15 protein-coding genes and 1 pseudogene are annotated in these 17,789 nt (G+C 69.6%); 13 read left to right on the top strand and 3 right to left on the bottom strand.

Annotated elements, in window-relative coordinates:
* Positions 1 to 8: 8 nt before the first annotated feature.
* The 8 genes from B140_RS0104140 to dnaB all read left to right on the top strand — a co-directional run bounded on the left by B140_RS0104140 (position 9) and on the right by dnaB (position 9,486).
* Positions 9 to 2,309, top strand: coding sequence for a transglycosylase domain-containing protein (locus B140_RS0104140; RefSeq protein WP_018118090.1), 2,301 nt, complete (start codon positions 9 to 11; stop codon positions 2,307 to 2,309).
* A 15-nt stretch (positions 2,310 to 2,324) separates the two neighbouring features.
* On the top strand, positions 2,325 to 3,812 hold the full coding sequence (locus B140_RS11930; protein ID WP_018118089.1) for a glycosyltransferase 87 family protein: 1,488 nt from the start codon (positions 2,325 to 2,327) through the stop codon (positions 3,810 to 3,812).
* The gene (locus tag B140_RS0104130) at positions 3,809 to 4,003 is read left to right on the top strand and encodes a hypothetical protein (RefSeq protein WP_026165977.1); all 195 of its coding nucleotides are present in this window, start codon (positions 3,809 to 3,811) and stop codon (positions 4,001 to 4,003) included. Before B140_RS11930 ends, B140_RS0104130 begins: the two co-directional genes overlap by 4 nt.
* 149 nt (positions 4,004 to 4,152) lie before the next feature.
* Complete coding sequence (gene rpsF, locus B140_RS0104125; protein WP_026165976.1) at positions 4,153 to 4,440, top strand: 30S ribosomal protein S6; 288 nt, start codon at positions 4,153 to 4,155, stop codon at positions 4,438 to 4,440.
* Positions 4,441 to 4,523: 83 nt separating this feature from the next.
* A complete protein-coding gene (locus tag B140_RS0104120; RefSeq protein WP_018118086.1) occupies positions 4,524 to 5,108 on the top strand; it encodes a single-stranded DNA-binding protein in 585 nt (194 codons plus the stop codon).
* Between the two features lie 56 nt (positions 5,109 to 5,164).
* The gene (gene rplI, locus B140_RS0104115; RefSeq protein WP_018118085.1) at positions 5,165 to 5,617 is read left to right on the top strand and encodes a 50S ribosomal protein L9; all 453 of its coding nucleotides are present in this window, start codon (positions 5,165 to 5,167) and stop codon (positions 5,615 to 5,617) included.
* Between the two features lie 550 nt (positions 5,618 to 6,167).
* Positions 6,168 to 7,982 (top strand): glycoside hydrolase family 15 protein, encoded by a 1,815-nt coding sequence (locus tag B140_RS0104110; RefSeq protein WP_018118084.1) that lies wholly within the window; start codon positions 6,168 to 6,170, stop codon positions 7,980 to 7,982.
* A gap of 40 nt (positions 7,983 to 8,022) precedes the next feature.
* Positions 8,023 to 9,486 (top strand): replicative DNA helicase, encoded by a 1,464-nt coding sequence (gene dnaB, locus B140_RS0104105; RefSeq protein WP_018118083.1) that lies wholly within the window; start codon positions 8,023 to 8,025, stop codon positions 9,484 to 9,486.
* Between the two features lie 59 nt (positions 9,487 to 9,545).
* On the opposite strand, the gene B140_RS0104100 is transcribed toward dnaB, so the two are convergent.
* Complete coding sequence (locus B140_RS0104100) at positions 9,546 to 9,746, bottom strand: hypothetical protein (protein WP_018118082.1); 201 nt, start codon at positions 9,744 to 9,746, stop codon at positions 9,546 to 9,548.
* 40 nt (positions 9,747 to 9,786) lie between these two features.
* Positions 9,787 to 12,039, bottom strand: a complete 2,253-nt coding sequence (locus tag B140_RS0104095; RefSeq protein ID WP_018118081.1) for a heavy metal translocating P-type ATPase — start codon at positions 12,037 to 12,039, stop codon at positions 9,787 to 9,789.
* A 52-nt stretch (positions 12,040 to 12,091) separates the two neighbouring features.
* Between B140_RS0104095 and trxA the strand changes: the two genes are divergently transcribed.
* Together trxA and B140_RS11925 are read left to right on the top strand one after the other, a co-directional pair.
* Complete coding sequence (trxA, locus tag B140_RS0104090) at positions 12,092 to 12,562, top strand: thioredoxin (protein WP_425304659.1); 471 nt, start codon at positions 12,092 to 12,094, stop codon at positions 12,560 to 12,562.
* Positions 12,563 to 12,733: 171 nt separating this feature from the next.
* On the top strand, positions 12,734 to 13,498 hold the full coding sequence (locus tag B140_RS11925; RefSeq protein WP_040426031.1) for a PspA/IM30 family protein: 765 nt from the start codon (positions 12,734 to 12,736) through the stop codon (positions 13,496 to 13,498).
* Positions 13,499 to 13,561: 63 nt separating this feature from the next.
* Here B140_RS11925 and B140_RS0104080 read toward each other — a convergent pair whose 3' ends face one another.
* On the bottom strand, positions 13,562 to 14,917 hold the full coding sequence (locus B140_RS0104080; RefSeq protein ID WP_026165975.1) for an NYN domain-containing protein: 1,356 nt from the start codon (positions 14,915 to 14,917) through the stop codon (positions 13,562 to 13,564).
* Between the two features lie 243 nt (positions 14,918 to 15,160).
* On the opposite strand from B140_RS0104080, the gene B140_RS0104075 reads away from it, so the two are divergent.
* The 3 genes and pseudogenes from B140_RS0104075 to B140_RS0104065 all read left to right on the top strand — a co-directional run bounded on the left by B140_RS0104075 (position 15,161) and on the right by B140_RS0104065 (position 17,501).
* A complete protein-coding gene (locus B140_RS0104075; protein WP_018118077.1) occupies positions 15,161 to 15,535 on the top strand; it encodes a GntR family transcriptional regulator in 375 nt (124 codons plus the stop codon).
* A 71-nt stretch (positions 15,536 to 15,606) separates the two neighbouring features.
* Positions 15,607 to 16,407 (top strand): annotated as a pseudogene (locus tag B140_RS0104070) (AAA family ATPase); the annotation flags it as partial.
* Positions 16,404 to 17,501 (top strand): YrzE family protein, encoded by a 1,098-nt coding sequence (locus B140_RS0104065; protein WP_018118075.1) that lies wholly within the window; start codon positions 16,404 to 16,406, stop codon positions 17,499 to 17,501. The pseudogene B140_RS0104070 and the gene B140_RS0104065, both read left to right, overlap by 4 nt.
* The last annotated feature ends 288 nt before the right edge of the window (positions 17,502 to 17,789 follow it).

The raw sequence follows: 17,789 nt of genomic DNA, 5'->3' as shown, positions 1-17,789 counted from the left end.
GATCGCAGGTGTCAAAAAAGAAGAGCCAGTACGACGAGTACGAGGACGATTACTTCGATGAGGAGTACGAGGACGACGAGCCCAAGCGGGGCTTTCGTAAGCGACCCATCCTCTGGACCTCGGTGGGTGTGCTGGGCTTCCTGATCCTCCTGCCGATCGTTGGCTTCATGGCGGCCTACATCATGGCCAAGGTCCCGGAGCCGGAGGAGCTGTCCGCCAAGCAGGTCTCGCAGATCTTCACCTCGGATTCCTCCGAGGAGCTGGCGCGCATCGTGCCCCCGGACGGCAACCGCCAGCAGATCCCCTACGACCAGATCCCCGAGGGCATGCGCAACGCCGTGCTCGCCGCCGAGGACCGCGAGTTCTGGACCAACCCCGGCTTTTCCATCACGGGCTTTGGCCGCGCGGTGCTTGGCCAGCTGCGCGGGGATAGCTCCGCGGGCGGCGGCTCCACCATCACCCAGCAGTACGTGAAGAACATGCTGGTGGGCAACGAGCACTCCATCGAGCGCAAGCTGCGCGAGCTGGTGTATTCCACCAAGATGGCCAACGAGTGGTCCAAGGAGGAGGTGCTCTCCGCCTACCTGAACACGGTGTACTTCGGCCGCAACGCCTACGGCGTGGAGTCCGCCTCCCAGGCGTACTTTGGCAAGCACGCCGCCGAGCTGACCCCCGAGGAGGGGGCCGTGCTCGCGGCGGCCATCCAGCGCCCCAGCCAGCTCGACCCGTGGGTGAACCGCTCCGAGTCCGAGCTGCGCTGGAACTACGTGCTCGACGGCATGGTGGAGATCGGCGGCATGACCCCGGAGCAGCGCGCGCAGGCGGTGTACCCGCAGACCACGGACCCCGCCTCCTACAGCGCCTACACGGAGGCCGACGGCACCAACGGCATGATTAAGAACCAGGTGATGGCGGAGCTGGAGACCCTGGGCATCACCGAGCAGGACGTGACCATGCGCGGGCTCAAGGTGACCACCACCATCGACCAGCAGGCCCAGGAGGCCACCGTGAACGCGGTGCACAACAACCTCCAGGGCGAGCAGGAGAACCTGCGCACGGCGGCGGTCTCCGTGGAGCCCGCCACCGGCGCGGTGCGGGCCTACTACGGGGGCGAGGACGCCCACGGCTGGGACTACGCCAACGCGGGCCTGCAGACCGGCTCCACCTTTAAGATCTTCGGCCTGGCGGCCGCTCTGCAGCAGGGCATCCCGCTGTCCACCGGCTACTCCTCGGACCCGGTCACCCTGCCCGGCGGCATCACCGTGAACAACGTGGAGGGCTTCAACTGCGGCTTCTGCTCCATCAAGGACGCCCTGAAGTACTCTCACAACACCAGCTTCATCCGCCTGCAGAACGACCTCGCCAACGGCACCCAGGACACCGCCGACATGGCGCACGCCCTGGGCATCGAGCGCTCCCTGCCGGGGATCCCCGAGACCCTGACGGAGAACGGAGCGCAGCCCTACGAGGGCATCGTCCTGGGCCAGTACCAGTCCCGCCCCCTGGACATGGCGGTGGCGGTGGCCACGCTGACCAACCGGGGCGTGTGGCAGCAGCCGCACTTTGTGCAGAAGGTCGAGACCGCCAACGGCGAGGTCCTCTACGAGCGCGAGGACCAGGCGGGCGAGCGCCGCGTGAACGAGGTGGTGGCGGACAACGTCATCGACGCCATGCAGCCCATCGCCGCCTACTCCAACGGCAAGACGCTGGCGGGTGGGCGCCCCTCGGCCTCCAAGACGGGCACCACGCAGCTCGGGGACACCGGCTACAACAAGGACGCCTGGATGGTGGGCTCCACCCCGCAGCTCGCCACCGCCGTGTGGGTGGGCACCGAGGATAACTCCCCGCTGCTCACCGCCTGGGGCGGCCAGATGTACGGCTCCGGCCTGCCCACGGACATCTGGAAGGCCACGCTCGACGGCGCCCTGGAGGGCCGCGACTTCGAGGACTTCGCCCCGGCCGGGCCGATCACCTGGGGCACGGGCGGCTACGGCGGCGGCTACGCCGCCCCGGGGGCGGGCACCGGCTCCTCCTCGTCCTACTCGGGCGATACCTCCGGCGCCACGGGCGCGGACACCGGCCAGGCCGCCACGCCCGATACCCCGGCGGAGCAGCCCGCCCCGCAGCCCAGCCCGGCCCCGGCGGAGCAGCCCGCCCCGGCGGCACCCTCCCCGGCACCGGCCCCCCAGCCGCAGCCCCCGGCCCCGGCGCAGCGCCCCGCGCCGGGCCCGAATCCGGAGGACTACAACCAGGGCGCGGACACGGTGCAGATCATCCCCGACGAGGTCGGGGAGCTCCTCGGCATCTGATAGAAAAGGCTCGACGTGCCCGATTCACCGTCCGTTTCCCCCAGCGTCGATGACCCGGTCGATGGCGCAGCCGATCGCCCGGTCGATCGCGTAGCACCGGCGCGCACCGAGCCGCTTGCCGCGGGCGTGATCGAGCGCCTGGGCGGCCCCACGGGCAGGTTCGGCAGCGTGGGTACCCAGCGGTGGTGGACGCCCCTGCGCGTGCTGATCGCCCTGGGCATGACCTTCCTCTCCCTCGGGTACCTCTCCAAGGCCAACTGCCTGGTCAGCGCCACGGGCGAGGGCGGGCGCGCCACGCTCAACTGGTCCGGCAACCGCCAGTACATGTCCGCCTGCTACAGCGACGTGGTGGGCCAGTACGGCGCCCGGCACTTCGAGCAGGTACGCAACCCCTTTGCGGAACGGCAGGTGGACGGCCCGGTGCTCACCGGCCTGTTCCAGTGGGCCCTCAACGCCCTGGCCCACCTCACCGAGCCGCTGGTGCGGGCGCTGCCCTTCCCGGTGGCCCCCGCCGCCTGGTACTTCATGCTCACCGCCCTGGCGCTGGGCTGCGTGTGGATCGTCACCCTGCGCCTGCTGCTGGACCTGGTGGGCCCCCGGGTCTGGGACCTGGTGCTGGTGGCCGCCTCTCCCCTACTCATCGTCTACGCCTTCCACGCCTGGGATCTCCTGGCCGTGGCGGCCCTGGTGGCGGCCCTGCACGCGCTGCACCGGGCCCGCTCGGGGCTGGCGGGCCTGTGGATCGGCCTGGGCGCCGCCCTCCAGGTCTGGCCCGTCCTCCTGCTTGTGGCCCTGGCGCTCGTCGCGGCGCGCGGGGGCGGCGGTGGCGCGGGGAACCCCGTGCGGTGGTCCTCGGTGCGCCGCGCGGGCGGGGCGGCGGCCGCCGCCTGGTTCGCGGTGAACGCGCCGGTGCTGCTGGCGTACCCGCAGGCCTGGGCGGACTTCTACCGCGCCGCCGCCGGGCGCAACGCGGACTGGGGCACGCTGTACTACCTGGTGGGCGAGGCCCTCGGGGTGTCCTTTCCCCCGGCGGCCCTGAACGTGCTGGTGCCCATCCTCTGGGCGGTGGGCCTTGTGGCCGTGGTCCAGTGGGTCGCTGGCGCGGCGCGCGCCCCGCGCCTGGCCGAGGTGCTGTTCCTCCTGGTGGCCCTGACGCTGCTGGTGGGCAAGGCGTGGCTGCCCCAGCACGCGCTGTGGCTGCTCGTCCCGGCGGTGCTGGCGCTGCCGCGCTGGCGGTGGCTGTATGCCTGGATGCTCGCGGAGTTCGCGGTCTTTCCCGCCACCATGCTCTACAGCGGGGCGGAGGAGGGCAACGGGGTGCCGCTGTGGTTCTTTAGCGCGGTGATCCTCGCGCGCGGGGGCATCGTCACGGCGCTGGCGGTGATGGTGGCGCAGCAGGGCCGGGGCCGGAGGGAGGACGCGGTGCGCGCCGCCGCCGGGGGCCGGGACCCGCTGCTGCCCCCACCGGGGGACCCCGCGCGCACGCCGGGGGCGGGCCGATGAGCGCGGCCCTGATGCTGGTCACGATGGCCAGCGTGTTCTGCGGTTTCCTGTGCATCCTGGGGGCCTTTGCCAGCTTTATGTACAAGAAGCCGGCGGCGCTCACCTGGGCGCTCGGGGGCGCGGCCCTGGTGCTGGTGACGGTGATTCCGGTGGTCATCGCGGTGTTGTACGCGGCGGGGACCAACTCCTAGCCGCCGCCTGAGCGCCGCCGAACCGTTGGCCTTTTTACCCCCGGGTGCGCTATCTTTGAAAGGTTGCTTGACGCAACGACCCTCCTGCCACACCCACGACGGGTGTAGCCGAATACTCAATTACTAGACCATAGGAGGTGATGAGGTCCGTGCGTCACTACGAAATCATGGTCATCCTGGATCCCACTCAGGATGCACGCACCGCAGCCCCGTCCCTGGAGAAGTTCCTTGACGTGGTTCGCAAGGAAAACGGCACTGTTGAAAAGGTCGATGTGTGGGGCAAGCGCCGCCTGGCCTACCCGATCGACAAGAAGGAAGAGGGCGTCTACGTCGTCATCAACCTTGAGTGCGAGTCCGCTACGGTCAATGAGGTTGATCGTCTCCTGAACCTCAACGACAACATTCTGCGTACGAAGGTTCTGCGCACCGATAAGTAAGAGGGATAGACTCTCGGATAGAACCGGGGGGGTGATACACCCCTTGGGCCGCCGTCGATCGCACAGGAGAAAGGTGAAGCAGTATGGCACAGGGAGATACCAACATCACGGTCGTGGGCAACTGCGTCAACGACCCGGAGCTGCGTTTTACGCCCTCGGGCGCCGCCGTGGCTAACTTCCGTGTGGCCTCCACCCCCCGCCGGTTCAACTCGCAGACGAACCAGTGGGAGGACGGCGAGGCGCTGTTCCTCACCTGCAACGTGTGGCGGCAGGCCGCCGAGAACGTCGCGGAGACCATCACCAAGGGCATGCGGGTGATCGTCACCGGCCGGTTGCGCCAGCGTTCGTACCAGAACCGCGAGGGCGAGAACCGCACGGTGTACGAGATCGAGGTCGATGAGGTCGGCCCCTCCCTGCGCTACGCCTCCGCTCAGGTCAACCGCAATCCCCGCGAGGGGGGCGGCAACCGAGGCGGCCAGCCCGGCGGTGGCTTTGGCGGCGGGAACTACGGCGGCCAGCAGGCGCCGCAGGGTAACCAGGGCGGTTTTGGGGCTCCCCAGAACCAGCAGTCCATGGGCGGGGCGCAGTCGGCCCCGGCCAACGACCCCTGGAACTCCGCGCCGCCCGCCGGTGGCTTCGGCGGCTCGGACGACGAGCCCCCGTTCTGATCCTTGAGAGAACCTTTCCCACACCATCTTCTTTCCAACAACGAAAGGCAGGGATCATGAAGCTGATCCTCACCGCTGCCGTTGAGAACCTCGGTGTCGCTGGTGACATCGTTGAGGTTAAGGACGGCTACGGACGCAACTACCTGCTTCCGCGCGGCCTGGCCATCGTGGCTACCCGCGGTGCTGAGAAGCAGATCGAGGGCATCAAGCGTGCCCAGGAGGCTCGCGCGATCCGCGACCTCGACCACGCCCGCGAGATCCGCGAGCAGCTCGACGCCCTGGAGAACGTCACGGTTTCCGTGCGCACCTCGGACAAGGGCAAGCTCTTCGGCTCCGTGAAGGCCGATGACATCGTGGACGCCGTGAAGAAGGCCGGCGGCCCGAACCTGGACAAGCGCGTCATCGAGCTTCCGAAGAACCTGGTCAAGACGACCGGCAAGTACCGCGTGAAGGCACAGCTGCACAAGGACATCGCAGCCAATGTGAACTTTGAGGTCGTCTCCGCTTAATACAGCGATGGACGGCGGCGCGCTCCGAGGAGCGCGCCCAACGACAACAGCACGCCGATGGCCCCGGCTCGCGCCCGCCGCGAGTTGCGGGGCCATCGGTGTTTCTTTGCAGCTCCCCCTCTCCCCTTGCGCCCCGCGCGGGTTGAGGCGATAGCGAGCCCGCGATCCCGGGCCTGTGGATAGATTGTGGATAACTGTGGAAGAACTCCCGGGGGAATACCCCAGGTCAGTGCGCCGTGGCGGTCCTAACAAGGCGGGCCGGGCGGTGTCAAACCCCCTGGTGCGGGGCCATATTCGCGGCCCGCGCCGCGCCCGAGGCGCGGAGAAATACCGCTTTACCTGCGGTTATATGGACCCCTGCGCCCCCGCGCTGGTGCCAGGAGCCCGCCGCGCCCTCCCGTTGTGCACAGGAGCAAGCCCCCGGGGTGGATAACTCCGCGACTTGTCCACAGGGCCTGTGGATAACTCTCCTGCGGGTGGGAATGCGGAGGGGGTGTGAGTACATTATGGGGGACGGAAAACGTACACCCCGCGCCGGAAGGATCACGGTATGCCGAGCACCCCGCTAGAGGATTACGCCCTCCTTTCCGATCAGTCCACCGCGGCCCTCGTCTCGCGCGAGGGGTCGATCGACTGGCTCTGCCTGCCCCGCTTCGACTCCGGGGCGCTCTTTACCGCCCTGCTGGGCGAGCCCGCGGACGGGCGCTGGAAGCTGGCCGTGCGCGGCGGCGAGGTCACGGGGCGTCGATACGTGGGCAGTACCTTTATCCTGGAGACCCTGTGGGAGTCCCCCACCGGCACGGCCCGGGTCTTAGACTTTATGACGCCCCACAACGGCTCGGCGGACCTCATCCGCCGGGTGGAGTGCCTCAGCGGCACCGTGGACGTGGTGATGGACCTGCGCATCAGCTTCAACTACGCGCGCGTCAAGCCCTGGTTCCGCTGGGTCACGGTGCCCGGCACAGGGGAGCCGGGGCTGCTGTGCACGGGAGGGCCGGAGGGCCTGCTGTTGGCCGGGCCCCAGATCGTCCCGGACGCCGCCGAGGGCGCCTATGACGCCGACGCCATCGGCGGCAGCGTGACGCTGGCGGAGGGGCAGCGCGCGGACTGGTCGCTGACCTGGTTCAAGCCCTGGAACCCGGTGCCGGAGCCGGAGGACCCGGACGAGGCCCTGGCGGCGGCGGAGGACTACTGGGGGGACTGGATAGAGCGCCTGGACGTGGAGGGGCCCGCCCACCCGCAGGTGGAGCGCTCCCTGCTGGTGCTGCGCGCGCTCACGCACACGGAGACGGGCGGGATCGTGGCGGCCCCCACGGCGTCGCTGCCGGAGTCCTTCGGCGGCGGGCGCAACTGGGACTACCGCTTCACCTGGCTGCGCGACGCCGCGCTGACGGTGGAGGTGATGGTGGCCCACGGCCTCATCAAGGGGGCCACGGCCTGGCGCAACTGGCTGCTGCGCGCGGTGGCGGGCGATCCCGCCAAGCTCCAGATCATGTACGGGCTGGGCGGGGAGCGCGAGCTGCCGGAAAAGGAGCTGCCCCACCTGCGCGGCTACGAGGACTCCCGCCCGGTGCGCATCGGCAACGGCGCGGCGGACCAGTACCAGGCGGACGTGGTGGGCGAGGTCATGCTGGCCCTCGCCGCGCTGCGCGACGCAGGGTACAAGGACTCGGACTACTCCTGGGCGCTCCAGGTCAAGCTGCTGGACTACGTGATGGACCACTACGAGGACCGCGATCACGGCATCTGGGAGATGCGCGGGGACCTGCACTACTTCACCCACGGGCGGGTGATGATGTGGGCCTCCTTCAACGAGGCCATCCGCGCGGTGGAGGAGCACGGCTACGAGGGGGACGTTCCCACCTGGGCGCGATACCGGGATCGGCTGCGCGCGGAGATCATGGAGGGCGGGTGGAACGAGGAGCTGGGCACCTTCACCCAGACCTACGGCGGCACCGAGGTGGACGCCTCCCTGCTGCAGCTCCCGCACACCGGCTTCCTCGCCGCCGACGACCCCAAGATGCTCAGCACCGTGGCCCGCATCGAGGCGGACCTCGTGGACGAGCACGGCCTGGTGTACCGCTACCGCACGGTGGAGGGCGAGGGGATCGACGGCCTTAAGGGCGAGGAGTACCCCTTCGTGATGTGCGCGTTTTGGCTGGTGGAGCAGTACGCGGCCTCCGGCCGCCTGGCGGAGGCCCGGGAGAAGTTCGAGATGCTCTGCGGGCTGTCCACTGACCTCGGGCTGCTGGCGGAGGAGTATGACCCCGCCACGCGGCGGCTGGCGGGCAACTTCCCCCAGGCGTTCTCGCACCTCTCGCTGATCCGGGCGGCCGACGCCATCGCCCGCGCCGAGTGCTCCTAAGATTATCGGGGCAGGCAACACCCCGAGGCGAGGAGGGCGCATGAGCGCGAGCACGAGCGAGGCAAGTTTCGACGACGACTACGTGCCGCCCTCGGACGCGGACGCCCCTCCCGCCTTCCCCGAGCCGGGCGAGTATCGGGGTCGCGGGGACTACCAGGCGCGCGGGCGCGGGGCCGACGGCGGCTTCCGCCAGCCCCCGCACGACCGGGAGGCCGAGCAGGGCGTGATCGGGGCCATGCTGCTGAGCCCCAACACGGTGCTGGACATCATCGAGATCCTCTCCCCCGACGACTTCTACCACCCCGCGCACACCCTGATCTACCGGGCGATCATCGACCTCTTCTCGGAGAGCAAGGACATCGACCCGGTGATCGTCTCGGCGCGCCTGGAGCGCCAGAACGAGCTGGACCGGGTGGGCGGCGCCCCCTACCTGCACACCCTCATCGCCTCGGTGCCCACGGCTGCCAACGCCCGCTACTACGCGGAGATCGTGGAGGAGAAGGCCACCCTGCGCAAGCTGGTGGACGCCGGAACCCGCGTGGTGCAGCTTGGCTACGAGGGTGCCGAGGGCGCCGAGGTGGACGCCGTGGTGGACATGGCGCAGCAGGAGGTCTTTGGCATCAACCGGGACAAGTCCGCCGAGGACTACGAGGTCCTGGCGGACATCCTGCAGCCCACCATCGACGAGATCGACATGATTACCTCCAACGGCGGCCTAGCGCAGGGCATCCCCACGGGTTTCATCGACCTCGACGAGCTGACCCAGGGCCTCCACGGCGGCCAGATGGTCATCGTGGCGGCCCGCCCCGGCGTGGGCAAGTCCACCCTGGCGCTGGACTTCGTGCGCTCGGCGTCCATCAAGCACAACAAGGCCTCGGTGATCTTCTCCCTGGAGATGTCCAAGACGGAGATCGTCATGCGCCTGCTGTCCGCGGAGACGGAGATCAAGCTCTCGGACATGCGCTCCGGGCGCATGGACGGCGTGGCCTGGGAGAAGCTGGCCAGTCGGGTGGGGCAGATCTCCGAGGCCCCGCTGTTCATCGACGACTCCTCCAACATGACCATGATGGACATCCGCGCCAAGGCCCGGCGGCTGAAGCAGAAGCACGACCTCCAGCTCATCGTGGTGGACTACCTCCAGCTCATGAGCTCGGGCAAGCGGGTGGAGTCGCGTCAGCAGGAGGTCTCGGAGTTCTCCCGCTCGCTCAAGCTGCTGGCCAAGGAGCTGGACGTGCCCCTGGTGGCCATCTCGCAGCTCAACCGTGGCCCGGAGTCCCGCACGGACAAGCGACCGCAGCTCGCGGACCTGCGTGAATCCGGCTCGCTGGAGCAGGACGCGGACATCGTCATGCTCCTCTACCGCCCGGACTCGCAGGACAAGGACAACGAGCGCGCGGGCGAGGCGGACATCATCCTGGCCAAGCACCGCGGCGGGCCCATCGACACCGTGAGCGTGGCCCACCAGCTCCACTACTCCCGGTTCGTGGACATGGCGCGCGGCTAGCGCCCTCCCGTGGGGGCGGGGCGGCCGGGGCCGGCAGGGGGCTCAGGGGCCCGGGAGGATCAGGGGTGGCGGGGCCTGCCGCGCAGGGTGCGCCCGATCCGGGCCAGCCCCTCCCTGCCCTCCCGCGTGACCACGGAGGCGAGGATGAGACCCATCATCAGGCCCTGGCTGAAGGCCTCCCAGGTTCCGGGCGCGGCCTCCCAGAACAGGGGGTGCACGGTGTAGGCCACGGCCGCCGCGATGGTGATGAGAATGAACATGGTGCGTCCTCGTGGTGGTCGGTACGTGTCTGCCGCCACCCTAGCGCAGCCCCCGGAACCGCCGCAGCCGCAGGGAGTTGCTCACCACCAGCACGGAGGAGGCGGCCATGGCGATCCCGGCGAGCATGGGGTTGAGCAGGCCCAGGGCGGCCACGGGGATGAGCACCGCGTTGTAGGCGAAGGCCCAGAACAGGTTGCCCCGGATGATCCCCAGGGTGCGTCGGGCCAGGGCGATGGCCTCGGCGGCGGAGCGCAGGTCGTTGTTCATCAGGGTGATGTCCGAGGCCTCGATGGCCACGTCCGTGCCCGCGCCCATCGCCAGCCCGAGGTCGGCCTGCGCCAGCGCTGCGGCGTCGTTCATGCCGTCGCCCACCATCGCCACGGTGCGTCCCCGGCGTTGCAGGGCGGCCACGCGGGCCACCTTGTCCCCGGGCAGCGCCTCGGCGTACACGGAGTCCTCGGGGATGCCCACGGCGCGCGCGGCGGCCTTGGCGGCGCCCGGGCCGTCGCCGGTGAGCAGCATGGGCTCCAGGCCCAGGCCGCGCAGGGCCGCGATCGCCTCGGCGGAGCCCTCCTTGGGGGCGTCCGCCACGGAGATCACGCCCGCGGGCTTCCCCTCCACGAGCACCGCCACGGCGGTGGCGCCCTCCCGCTGGGCCGCCGCCACGGCGGGGTGCGCGCGCAGGTCGCCCTCCGGGCGCCCCACGCTCACGGCGCGCTCCCCCACGCGGGCGCTGATCCCGCTGCCCGCCGTGGCCCGGAAGTCCCGTGTGGGCTCGGGGGCGGCCCCCTCCCCCGCCTCCCCCGCAGCGGAGGCCCCGTGCGCGGCCACGATGGCCCGGCCGATGGGGTGCTCGGAGCCCGCCTCCACCGCGGCGGCCAGCCGCAGCACCTCCTCCAGGGAGAACCCGCCCACGGGGGTGACCCGGCGCAGCCGCATCCGGCCGGTGGTCACGGTGCCCGTCTTGTCGAGCAGGATGGTGTCGATCCTCCTGGTGGACTGCAGCACCTCGGGGCCCCTGATGAGCAGCCCGAGCTGGGCCCCGCGCCCGGTGCCCGCGAGCAGCGCGGTGGGGGTGGCCAGCCCCAGGGCGCAGGGGCAGGCGATGATGAGCACCGCCACGGCGGCGGTCAGGGCCTCGGGGGGCCCGCCGGAGCCCAGGAGCAGGTGCCCCGCGAGGGTGGCGGCGGAGACCGCTATGACCACGGGGACAAACACCTGCGCTATGCGATCCACCAGGCGTTGCACCGGGGCCTTTCCGGCCTGCGCCTGGGCCACCAGGCGGCCCATCTGGGCCAGGGTGCTCTCCTCCCCCACCCGGGTCACCTCCACCACCAGCCTGCCGGAGGAGTTGAGGGTGGCCCCGGTGACCCGCGCGCCGGGCCCCACCTCCACGGGGACGGACTCCCCGGTGAGCATGGACTCGTCCACGGCGGAGCGGCCCTCGGCCACCACGCCGTCGGCGGGGATCTGCTCGCCGGGGCGCACCACCACGTGATCCCCCGGGCGCAGCGCGGCGGCGGGCACGCGCTCCTCCCGGCCCCCGCGCAGCGCGGTGGCCTCCTTGGCCCCCAGGCTCAGCAGGTGGCGCAGCGCCTCCGAGGAGCGCCCCTTGGCGCGCTCCTCCAGGCGGCGCCCCAGCAGCAGGAAGGTGATGACCACCCCCACGGTCTCCAGGTACAGCGCCTGGCCCTGGGCGTGCCCGCTCAGGCTCATGTGCATCACCAGGCCCGGCCTGCCCGCCGAGCCGAAGAACAGCGCCCACGTGGACCACCCGTAGGCTGCGGTGGTGCCCAGGGAGACGAGGGTGTCCATGGTGAAGGCCCCGTGGCGCAGGTTGGTCAGGGCCGCGCGGTGAAAGGGCCAGCCGCCCCACAGGTACACCGGGGTGATCAGCGCCAGGGCCACCCACTGCCACAGGGGGAATTGCCACGCCGGGATCATGGAGAGCGCCGCCACGGGCGCGCTGAGCGCGGCGGAGACGGGCAGGCGCGGGTCGCGCGCGCCGGGGTCCGCGCCCGACGGCGCGGCGGCGGGGGCCTCCCGGGTGCCGTCGGCGTCCCGCTCGCTCAGGAGAAAGCCCTCGTAGCCGGTGGCGCGGATGACGTCGAGCAGCTCCTCCGGGGTGGTGCGCGCGGCCTCGTAGGAGACGGAGGCCGTCTCGGTGGCAAAGTTAACGCTGGCCTCCACGCCCTCGAGTTTGTTGAGCTTGCGCTCCACCCGGGCGGAGCAGGAGGTGCAGGTCATGCCGGTAATGCCGAGGTCGATGCGGGAGGCAGGGGCGGGGCTCATGACGCCAGGCTATACCCCCAGGGGGTATAGGGCAAGGGGGTGCGGGGTGGCGTTGCCGTACCCTGGGCGGAATAGCGCGCCGGGCGGGCGCGTTGCAGCCCGTGTAAGGCACACAAGCACAAACATCAGCGAGGAGACGCGCACTATGGCAACGATCAACGTCACCGAGGACACCTTCGAGCAGACCGTCACCGGCGAGGGCATCGTCCTCGTGGACGCCTGGGCCTCCTGGTGCGGCCCCTGCCGGGCCTTCGCCCCCACCTTCGAGAAGGCCTCGGAGCAGCACGAGGACGTGACCTTCGCCAAGCTGAACACGGAGGAGAACCAGCAGCTCTCCGCCGCGCTGGAGATTCAGTCCATCCCCACGATCATGGCCTTCCGCGACGGCATCATGGTGTTCCGCGACGCCGGCGCCCTCCCCCCGGCGGCCCTGGAGGATCTCATCGGGCAGATCAAGGGGCTGGACATGGACGAGGTGCGCCGCCAGGTAGCGGAGCAGAACGCGGCGCGCGACGCCGAGTAGCCCTTATCGTCCCTTCGGCCCGGCTCGTCCGGGCCCTCGGTGCGCCCCGCGCGTCGTCGTCACCGTTGGTGGGGAGGCGCGCGGGGCGCCTCTGCCCTTTGCCCTTGCGTACACTCGCGGGGGAACGATATGTACGTGTGCCACAGCGCGCAGGAAGGCGGGACGCGGATCATGGCTAATCCCTTCAGCAAGGGTTGGAACTACCTCAAGGCATCGCTGGATCAGAAGATCGACGAGAACGCGGATCCCAAGGTGCAGATCCATCAGGCGGCGGAGGCGGCCAAGAAGCAGCACCAGGAGATCACGCAGCACGCCGCCGCGATCATCGGGAACAAGCGCCAGCTCGAGATGAAGCTGGACCGCCTGCTCAAGGAGCGCGATACCCTCCAGGATCAGGCCAAGCAGGCCATCGGCATGGCGGATAGCGCCGCCGCCGAGGGCAACAGCGCCCGCTCCGCCGAGTACACCAACACCGCCGAGGTCTTTGCCAGCCAGCTCGTGGCCGTGGAGCAGCAGATCGAGGAGCTGAAGGCCTCCCACCACCAGGCCGCGCAGGCCGCCGAGCAGGCGCAGCAGAAGCAGCGCGAGTCCGAGGAGCGCCTCAAGGAGCAGATGGCGCAGATCAACCAGATGCAGGCCCAGGTGGATCAGGCCAAGATGCAGGAGGCCTCCAACGAGGCGATGGGCGCGCTGTCTACCGCCTCGAACGATTCCGTGCCCACCCTCGACGCCGTCCGGGACAAGATCGAGCGCCGCTACGCGGACGCCCTGGGCGCGCAGGAGCTGGCGGAGGGCTCCATGACCTCCCGCATGGACGAGATCGCCGCCGCGGGGCGCGACATGAAGGCCGCCGCCCGCCTCGAGCAGATCCGCGCCGAGCTGGGCGGCGGGGGCGATGCGGCCGCCCTCGAATCCGGGGAGGACGAGGGCCGCTAGGCCCTCTCCCGGTCGTCCGTCCCAGGGGCGAGGCGACTCGGGGTGCCCGCCCCGGCCCGGCGCTTAGGTGCGCCGAATGTTGATGAGCACGCCCCGGATGCCGGAGTGGAAGCCGTCGCGCAGGTTCACGCGCTGGGACTCCGAGAGGGTGTACTCGTGCAGCGTCTCGCAGGCGAACTGCAGCAGCGGCCGGTCCACCTCCGGGGGCAGCCCCCCGCCGGAGAGCAGGTGCGCCTGATCGCGCTGCTCCGCCGACGCCGCGTTCTCGTACCACCAGGCCGCGTACTGCTGGCCCACGTCGTAGGGGGTTTGATACCCGGCGGAGGCCCACACCTCGTTGGGCAGCGGCACGTAGCGCGAGCGCAGCTTGCGCTTGGGCGCCATCATGGAGGGCTTGGGCACGGGCCGCGAGGAGGGAAGGTCCCCGGGGGTGGGGGCCGTGGACTCCTCGGCGGGGCGGGTCGGCTCCTCGGGGGCGTCCTCGCCCTTGTCCGCGTCCTTCGTGTCCCCGGCCGCCTCCGGGGCGTCGCCCGGCGTCGGGGCCTCCTCCCGGGGCTTGCCCGGGGATTCCTCCTGCGGGGGCGTGGGGGTGGGGCGGTCGGCCCCGGCGGGAGCCTGGGTAGGCGTAGTCGGCTCGGCGGCTGGGGCGGGCGTGGACGCCGGTGCGGACGCCGTGGGGGCGTCCACGAGCAGCTTGCGCGCCTCCTCCTCGGGGCAGTCGCTCTCCGGGCGCTCCGCGTTGTCGGCGGCGGTGGGGGTGATCGGCGGGCGGCGATCCTGGGTGGCGTCCTCCGGGACGAGGGTCGGCCCGGGCTCCTCCGGCGGCTCCGTCTCCCCCAGCGGCTTGGCGGGCACGGAGGGCGGCAGCGGCCCCTCCAGGACCTGGATCTGCATGGAGTCCGCGAAGTCCTCGCGGGGGTCCAGGATGGTGGTGGTGTCGCAGGCGTATCGCAGCGCGGAGGACATGGAATCCCAGCCGAAGCCGTAGAGGTGCACCCGGATGCCCGCGTTCGCGGCCTCCTGCACCCCGGGGATCATGTCCGCGTCGCCGGACACCAGGACGATGTCCGTGTACTGCCGGTTCACGGCGGCCACCACCATGTCCGCCACCAGGCGGGTGTCCACGGCCTTCTGGGTGCGCCGCTCCCCCCAGGCGATGAGCTGGCCCGCGCGCAACTGCACGCCGTCGCAGGAGCGCAGGGCGCGCTGGTAGCGGTGGGGGCCGGACTCCGGGATGCCGTCGTACCAGAGCTGCCGGTGAATGGGTTGGTGGAGCTGATTTTCGATCATCCCGCCCAGGACTCCCACGACCTCGGGCAGGTCAATTTCTAACTGTGCGCGCGCGCCGGTCTCCCACGAGTTATAAAAGCTCGCCAGGAGGTATGAGGTGTCCACGAACACGAGTGTGCGTTCAAGCATGGCTCCTAATTTCCGTTTCGTAACTATTGCTCTAAATTGCAGTACCCCCAGCATGCCCCATGCCGGGGCCCTGCGTCGAAGTTCCCGGAGTTTTTCCTGCTGGGAGCGGCGGGCGGGGGCGGCGAGTCGGCTCCGGGCGTCGCCTCGCGGGTGGTGGGCCGCGCCGTAACCCGCCGATAACCCTTGACGGCAGGCGAGTTGGTTGGTTACATGAGTAACTAAGCAGCGAGGAGGAGGTCTGAGATGGACGAGGCGGCGGCCCCGCTGTTCCAGCAGATAGCGCAACTGATCGAGGACAGCATCGTGGAGGGCACCCTTTCCGAGGGGCAGCGCGCGCCCTCCACCAACGAGCTGGCCGCCTTCCACAAGATCAACCCGGCCACCGCCCGCAAGGGCCTCACGCTGCTCGTGGAGTCCGGCGTGCTGGTCAAGCGCCGGGGGGTGGGCATGTTCGTGACCGACCGCGCCCGGGAGATCATCATGGCCCGCCGCAGGGAACAATTCCCCGGCTCCTACCTGGCCCCCATGATCGACGAGGCCCTGCGCCTCGACCTCAGCCGGGCCCAGCTCCACGACCTCGTTGACCGCGTAGCAGAAAGCAGAGGACTGTACTCATGAACACCACACCGCTCATCGAGGCCCGTCAGTTGCGTGGGCGCTACGCGCGCACGCGCATCTTCGACGGCCTCAACATCACCATCCGAGGAGGCGGCATCCACGGCCTCATCGGCCCCAACGGCGCGGGCAAGACCACCCTCCTGCGCGCCTTGTCCGGGCAGCTCCCCCACGACGGCCACCTCGCCGTCTGGGGCCAGGACCCCTTCGACAACCCCGAGGTCATGGGGCGCATCGCCCTCGCGGGTATCGACGCCCCCCTGCCCGCAGGCTGGGAGGCCATGAAGCTCTTCCGGGTCGCGCAGTCCCGCTACCCCACCTGGGACCAGGGGCGCGCGCTGGCGCTGCTGCGCGAGTTCTCCCTGCCCAGCTACAAGAAGTACAGCAGCCTCTCGCGCGGACAGAAGTCCGCCCTCGGCATCATCTTCGCGCTGTCTGCCGGCTGCGACCTCACCCTCATGGACGAGCCCTACCTGGGGCTGGACGTGGAAAAGCGCGACGTGTTCTACCGCGAGCTGCGCAACGAGCGCGAGCGCCGCCCGGAGGCCACCTTCGTCCTCTCCACCCACGAGCTGCACGAGTCCGAAAAGCTCCTCGACACCGTGAGCATCCTGCACCGCGGCGGGGTGCGGCTCGGCGGCCCGCTGGACGAGGTTCTGGAGAGCTACAGCACGTTCCTCGGGCCCGGCGGCGCGGTGCGGCGGCTTGCCGACGCCCACGCGCCCCACGTCATGCAGGTCGAAGAGCTGGCGGGCAGCGCCCGCCTCGTCCTCTCCCTGCCGCTGCGGGCCGTGGAGGAGGTTCCCGCCGGGGTGCGCGGCGGCGAGCTGACCCTGGAGGAGCTGGCGCGAGCCGTGGAGGGGGAGCAGCGATGAAGGGGCTGAAGCTGTGGTGGGGGTTGATGGATAAGTCCGAGGCGGCCTTCTGGCTGATAGCGGTGTTCTTCTGGCCGGTGATCTTCCTGGGGGAGGTGATAGAGAATTGGTGGAGCTTTACCCTGGTTTTGTTCATCGTCTTTGCGGTGGCCAAGAAGAACGTCCGCCTGAACGCCGGGTATGCGGCGCTCAATCTGCCCCGCTCAACGTGGCGGCGGCACCAGCGATGCGACGTGCTCATTAACCTGGCCGCCTGTCTCTTTGGTCTGAGCTGGGCCCCGCCCTGGGGGAGCTGGCAGCAGATTGTGCTGATGGCTGTGGCTGTGCTTTCCTCCCTGCGGGCAATCCTCGGGCGAAAGGCCTATCCGGCGGGATCCTACGTCGGAGAGTCGTTGGAGGAAAGGACACGCTCCGTGGAGGCCTCCGGGGATGGTCGTGACGGGAGGACGAAGGGGATCAGTTACCCCGAGACCCTGTTTGTGCAGAGTATCCTCGTGCCGCAGCTTCGAGTGTGGTTGGGGTGGGTCGCTGCCGCCGCCTTCTTTGCGGTGTGTGTGGCGCTGGCGAACGTGTTGCTGGATACCTCGGGCGGCATGACCCTCATCCTGATACTGGCTACCGGCGTCGCCATATTCACGGTGATGGACGGAACTCAGCGCAGCTACGGCGAGTGGATTCGTTTTGGCGGACACCGTGCGGCGTGGGCTCGATGGACCGGTCTGATTAGCCTTCTGCCCGTGGTGGCTTCGGCCCTGATAGGAGGGTTCTTGGGCTTTGCGAATGGCTCCGGCTGGATAGCCGGCATGTCTGCCGGATTGGCTTATATCCTCCTGATCCTTCCCGTGATACTGGTGTGCACCATTGGGGAGTCCAGCAATATCGGCTGGTGCCTCCTCCTGCTGGTGGGAATGGTGATCGGGGGCAGCCTCTTTATCGCCCAGGTAATAGAAAGAACAGAGTGGTTCCTCCTGCAGGGTGGGCTGGTGGCGCTGTTGCTCCTCTGCTTGCCGGTGCTGGTTCGCGGCACGGGGCACAACCTGACGGGCGCGGCCCGCTTCTTTGGCGTCAGCAAGGAAAACAGCGAGCAAACGTAGGGTTACGAGGTGCTCTGAAAAACCTGCTGTGACCTGGTTGTTTGTGTGGGTGTGGGTGGGTGTGTAGATTAGTGCGAGTCGCCGCGACAGCAACCAACCAGGTACTAGCCGGTTGGGTTTGTGGTCGGTGGTGGTGTTGTGTGAGAACTCGATAGCGTACTGATGCACTTGATGATTATAGGAATCTCTTGTGTGCAGAAACACCCAGCATGCCATATGTTTGTTGGTGTTTTTGTTCATCCATCCACCCCTTATGTTGCCACGCCTGGTGGTGTGGCGCGTGGGGTG

The sequence above is a fragment of the Corynebacterium mastitidis DSM 44356 genome, assembly GCF_000375365.1.
GTDB lineage: Bacteria > Actinomycetota > Actinomycetes > Mycobacteriales > Mycobacteriaceae > Corynebacterium > Corynebacterium mastitidis.
The sequence above is the reverse complement of the archived record's forward strand: the minus strand, read 5'-3'. Positions and strand labels throughout refer to the sequence as shown.